Genomic DNA, 4,816 nt, shown 5'->3' on the forward strand with positions numbered 1-4,816 from the left:
GGACGACGCGGGGCGGACTCCAGCCCGCCCCGCGTCGTCCGGGTGGATGCGGGCCACCATCCTCGCAAGTAGGGCCCCACGCGAGGGCGCCCCCGCGCGATGATGCGCGCCGTCCCGTGAGCGCGACCGGCTCCTTCCTCCTGCTGCTGTTGCTCTGGGCGGTGCTCCTCGTGGGGGTGCTGTCCATCGTCGTGTCCACGCTGCGCACCGGCGCGCCGCCCATGCCCAGCTCGCCCCGGGTGCGGCGGGCGCTGCTCGCCATGCTGCCCGGGGACACCCGGGGCACCGTGCTGGACCTGGGCTCGGGCTGGGGGGACGTGGCCTTCGCGCTGGCGGACCACTGCCCCCAGGCGCGCATCGTCGCGTACGAGCTGTCCTGGCTGCCCTGGCTCTTCAGCCGGCTGCGCCAGCGCCTCTTCCCGCGCGGCAACCTCACGCTGCTGCGCGGGGACTTCTTCGCCGCGTCCTTCCGGGACGCAACCTGCGTCGTCTGCTACCTGTCCCCGGGCATCATGACCCGCCTGGCGCCCCGCTTCGCGGCCGAGCTTCCCGAAGGCGCACGCATCCTCAGTCACACCTTCGGACTCCGGGGGTGGAACCCGGTGCGCTTCGTGCGGCTTGCGGACCTGTACCGCACGCCGGTCTACCTCTACGAAGTGCCGCCCCGCGCGCCGCCCGGTGAGTAGAGTTCCCGTCCGTCCACCCCTTCTCGAAGAGACCCGCCCGCGATGAGTGACTTCCAGTTCCAGGACATGCTGCCGCTTGGCAAGGACGAGACGCCCTACCGCCTCCTCACGAAGGAGGGCGTCTCCACGTTCGAGGCCGGCGGGCGCACCTTCCTCCAGGTGGAGCCGGAGGCGCTCACGCTGCTCACCCGCGAGGCCATGCGGGACATCTCGCACCTGCTGCGCCCGGGACACCTCCAGCAGCTGGCGAACATCCTCCAGGACCCGGAGGCGTCGTCCAACGACAAGTTCGTGGCGGTGGAGCTGCTCAAGAACGCGAACATCGCCGCGGGCGGCGTGCTGCCCTCCTGCCAGGACACCGGCACCGCCATCGTGATGGGCAAGAAGGGCCAGTACGTCCTCACCCGCGGCGGTGACGAGGCGGCCATCTCGCGCGGCGTGTTCGACACGTACCTCACGTCGAACCTGCGCTATTCGCAGATGGCGCCGCTGGACATGTACAAGGAGGTCAACACGGGCAACAACCTGCCCGCGCAGATCGAGCTCTACGCGACCGACGGCGACGCCTACAAGTTCCTCTTCATGGCCAAGGGCGGCGGCTCCGCGAACAAGAGCTACCTCTTCCAGGAGACGAAGGCCGTCCTCAACCCGCAGAGCCTGCTCGCGTTCCTGGAGCAGAAGATCCGCTCGCTGGGCACCGCCGCGTGCCCGCCGTACCACCTGGCCATCGTGGTGGGCGGCACCTCCGCGGAGTTCGCGCTGAAGACGGCGAAGTACGCCTCCGCGCGCTACCTGGACACCCTGCCCACGTCCGGCAACGCGCTGGGCCGGGGCTTCCGCGACGTGGAGCTGGAGCAGGAGGTGCTCAAGCTCACGCAGCGCACCGGCATTGGCGCGCAGTTCGGCGGCAAGTACTTCTGCCACGACGTGCGCGTCATCCGCCTGCCGCGCCACGGCGCGTCCTGCCCGGTGGCCATCGCCGTGTCGTGCTCCGCGGACCGCCAGGCGCTGGGCAAGATCACGCGCGACGGCGTCTTCCTGGAGGCGCTGGAGGCGGACCCCGCGAAGTACCTGCCGGAGACGACGGACACGGACCTGTCCGGCGACGTGGTGAAGCTGGACCTGAACCGCCCCATGGGCGACCTGCGCGCGGAGCTGTCGCGCTACCCCATCAAGACGCGCCTGTCGCTGTCGGGTTCGCTGGTGGTGGCGCGCGACATCGCGCACGCGAAGATCAAGGAGCGCCTGGACCGGGGCGAGGGCATGCCCCAGTACCTCAAGGACCACATGGTCTACTACGCGGGCCCGGCGAAGACGCCGGAGGGCTACGCGTCCGGCTCCTTCGGCCCCACCACCGCGGGCCGCATGGACGCGTACGTGGATCAGTTCCAGGCGGAGGGCGGCAGCTTCGTGATGCTCGCCAAGGGCAACCGCTCCCCGGCCGTCACCGAAGCCTGCAAGAAGCACGGCGGCTTCTACCTGGGCTCCATCGGCGGTCCCGCGGCGCGGCTCGCGCAGGACTGCATCAAGAAGGTGGAGGTGCTGGAGTACGCCGAGCTGGGCATGGAGGCCGTGTGGAAGATCGACGTGGTCGACTTCCCGGCCTTCATCGTCGTGGATGACAAGGGCAACGACTTCTTCGCGAACATCAACAAGCCGTCCGCGAAGAAGTAGTCCGCCGTCCCCTTCCGGCGCGCGTCAGTCGAACTCGAGCGCGCGCTGGAAGTCCGCCGGGTTGGAGGCCGCGCTCTGCGCCGTCTCCAGCGTGATGTCCCCGTTGCGGTACAGCTGCGTCAGGTGCTGATCGAAGGACTGCATGCCGAACATGTCGCGGCCCTTCTCGATGACGTCCTTCAGCTCCGCGGCGCGGTCTTCCCGGATGTACTGCTCCACCGTCTTCGTCTGCACCATGATCTCCAGCGCCACCGTGCGGCCCTTGCCGGTGGTGCGCGGCAGCAGGCGCTGGGACACGGTCGCCTTGAGGCAGTCAGCCAGGCGCATGCGCACCATGGTCTGCTCCTCCGCCGGGAACACCGACACCAGGCGGTTGATGGTGCGCGACGCGTCCGTGGTGTGCACCGTGGACAGCACCAGGTGGCCCGTCTCCGACGCCTTCAGCGCGATGTCGATGGTCTCCGTGTCGCGCATCTCGCCCACCAGGATGACGTCCGGGTCCTGGCGCAGCGCGGCCCTCAGCGCGATGGCGAAGTTCGCCGTGTCCGGTCCAATCTCCCGCTGGGAGATGGAGGACTTCACGTTCTTGTAGATGAACTCGATGGGGTCCTCGATGGTGAGGATGTGCAGGCTCTCCGTGTGGTTGATGTGGTTGATCATCGACGCCAGCGTGGAGCTCTTGCCGGAGCCCGTGGCCCCCGTCACCAGCACCAGCCCGCGCTCGTTGCCCGCGATGGTCTTCAGCACCTGCGGCAGCCCCAGCCCGTCGATGCTGGGAATCTCATCCGGGATGATGCGCAGGATGCACGCCAGCGAGCCGCGCTGCCGGTAGATGTTCACCCGGAAACGCGCCACGCCCGGAAGGCTGTAGGACGAGTCGCACTCCTGCACGCTGTCCACCTGCGCCTTCATCAGCGGATCATTCATCACGTGCATCGCCACCTGCTTCGTGTGATCCGCTTGAAGCTTTTCCATCTTCAACGGCCGGAGCACCCCGTTCACCCGGTAGATGGGTGGATCACCGGGCCGGAAGTGGATGTCTGAAGCCCCGTTCTGGACGCCGACGGTGAGCAGCTTGTTCAAGGTGTTCAGGTCCAGGGAATCCCTCTCACGTCACGCATGGAGCGGAGGATTCTAGGAGAAGGCCACCCAATCCCTCCATGGTTGCAGTGTGGGAAGCATTTCCCCAGCCTCACTGTATGAAGTTTTCCTGCAAATCAAGGAATGCGAGTACCCCGGGGGATGAAGGAACTGTCCTCGACTGCTCACCAGTGGCCGTCTTCCTGCCCAGGCGGCCCGGATGCCCTGCCCGGAATCCGTGGCGAACATCCGGGCATGAACGCACGAACCGAGCAGGCCCCCCACTACGAAGAGCTGTCCTCCGCTGACTACGCCGCCCTGGAGGTGTGGGATCCCACCCAGGTGGTGATTACGCCGCGCATGGCGGCCCGGCTGTGGTTGCAGACCAGCCTGCGGCTGACCCGCGCGCAGAAGGAGCTGCACGACGCCATCTTCGGCAACGACTCCAGTGACGAGGCGAAGGACCGCTATGCGGAAGCCCGCGCGGAGCTGGACTCCGCGGAGGCGTGGGCCCTGCACGTGGCCCGCAACATCCCGCGGCACCGGTAGCAGGCTTGACCCACTCCATCCCCCCCGGACGTGGCACACGGGTGGCGGCGGGGCGGCGGCAGGCCGGGCATGACGTGCCCGGCCTCCCTCCTCCCGTCGTCACCCGTTGTCGTTGGTGGGGGCCGGCGCGTCGGGCGGTTCGTCCTTGCGCGGCGGCGCGGACGGTTCGGCGGACAAGAGCTGGAACAGCCCCGTCTGCAGCTTCTCCAGGAGGCGCGACAGCTCCTCGAACTCCGGCGGCGGCAGGGACGCGCGCGCCTGGGCGTCCAGCCATTCCACGGCGCGCTGCAGGGCCTGGTACTCCTGGCGCCCCGCTTCGGTGATCTCCAGGCGCACGCAGCGGCGGTTCTCCCCCGCGCGGCGCTCCACCAGCCCATCCTCTTCCAGGCGATCCACCAGCCGGCTCACGGCGGGCGCGTCGATGAGCAACCGCTCCGCGATGGCGGACTGACTGTGGATGCCCAGCACGCCGATGTTCTTGAGCACGAGCAATTGCATCAGCGGCCGGTCCGTTTGCTCACCAACTTTCTGGGTGAGCAGTCGGACCACTGCGCGTCGCGTCGATGCCACTTGCTCAGCGATGGTCATGGGCGTAAGAGATGATTGCATTCAACAACGGTTGTCAATTACATCTTGACCGCGCGCAGGGATCCCGGGGTGGGTACCACCACTCGCTCCTGCCGGAAAGACCTGCCGCTCCAGAGTATGGCCACCCCCAGCGCCCTCCTCGTCCTCCTCCTCGCCGCCGCGCCGCAGGCCACTCCGTCCGCGTCGCCGGCACCCTCGGCCCCCCCGGCTCCGGCGGCCCGGCAGCAGCCCGCCACGCC

The 4,816-nt window shown here is 68.5% G+C and carries 5 protein-coding genes; 3 read left to right on the forward strand and 2 right to left on the reverse strand.

Features of this window, described 5'->3' with window-relative positions; all coding sequences use genetic code 11:
* The first annotated feature begins 116 nt into the window (after window positions 1-116).
* Together D7X32_RS43205 and D7X32_RS43210 are read left to right on the forward strand one after the other, a co-directional pair.
* Window positions 117-686 (forward strand): class I SAM-dependent methyltransferase, encoded by a 570-nt coding sequence (locus tag D7X32_RS43205; RefSeq protein WP_120608308.1) that lies wholly within the window; start codon window positions 117-119, stop codon window positions 684-686.
* Between the two features lie 42 nt (window positions 687-728).
* Window positions 729-2,360, forward strand: coding sequence for a fumarate hydratase (locus D7X32_RS43210; RefSeq protein ID WP_120608309.1), 1,632 nt, complete (start codon window positions 729-731; stop codon window positions 2,358-2,360).
* Between the two features lie 24 nt (window positions 2,361-2,384).
* On the opposite strand, the gene D7X32_RS43215 is transcribed toward D7X32_RS43210, so the two are convergent.
* On the reverse strand, window positions 2,385-3,443 hold the full coding sequence (locus D7X32_RS43215) for a type IV pilus twitching motility protein PilT (protein WP_244239505.1): 1,059 nt from the start codon (window positions 3,441-3,443) through the stop codon (window positions 2,385-2,387).
* Window positions 3,444-3,695: 252 nt separating this feature from the next.
* On the opposite strand from D7X32_RS43215, the gene D7X32_RS43220 reads away from it, so the two are divergent.
* Window positions 3,696-3,989, forward strand: coding sequence for an SPFH domain-containing protein (locus D7X32_RS43220; RefSeq protein ID WP_120608311.1), 294 nt, complete (start codon window positions 3,696-3,698; stop codon window positions 3,987-3,989).
* 99 nt (window positions 3,990-4,088) lie between these two features.
* Here the strand turns inward: D7X32_RS43220 and D7X32_RS43225 are convergent, their stop codons facing one another.
* Window positions 4,089-4,487 carry a MarR family winged helix-turn-helix transcriptional regulator gene (locus tag D7X32_RS43225; protein WP_244239506.1) on the reverse strand — a complete coding sequence of 133 codons (399 nt, stop codon included), beginning with the start codon at window positions 4,485-4,487 and terminating at the stop codon, window positions 4,089-4,091.
* Window positions 4,488-4,816: the final 329 nt, after the last annotated feature.

Origin of the sequence: Corallococcus carmarthensis, from assembly GCF_003611695.1 — a bacterium.
GTDB classification, from domain to species: Bacteria; Myxococcota; Myxococcia; order Myxococcales; family Myxococcaceae; genus Corallococcus; species Corallococcus carmarthensis.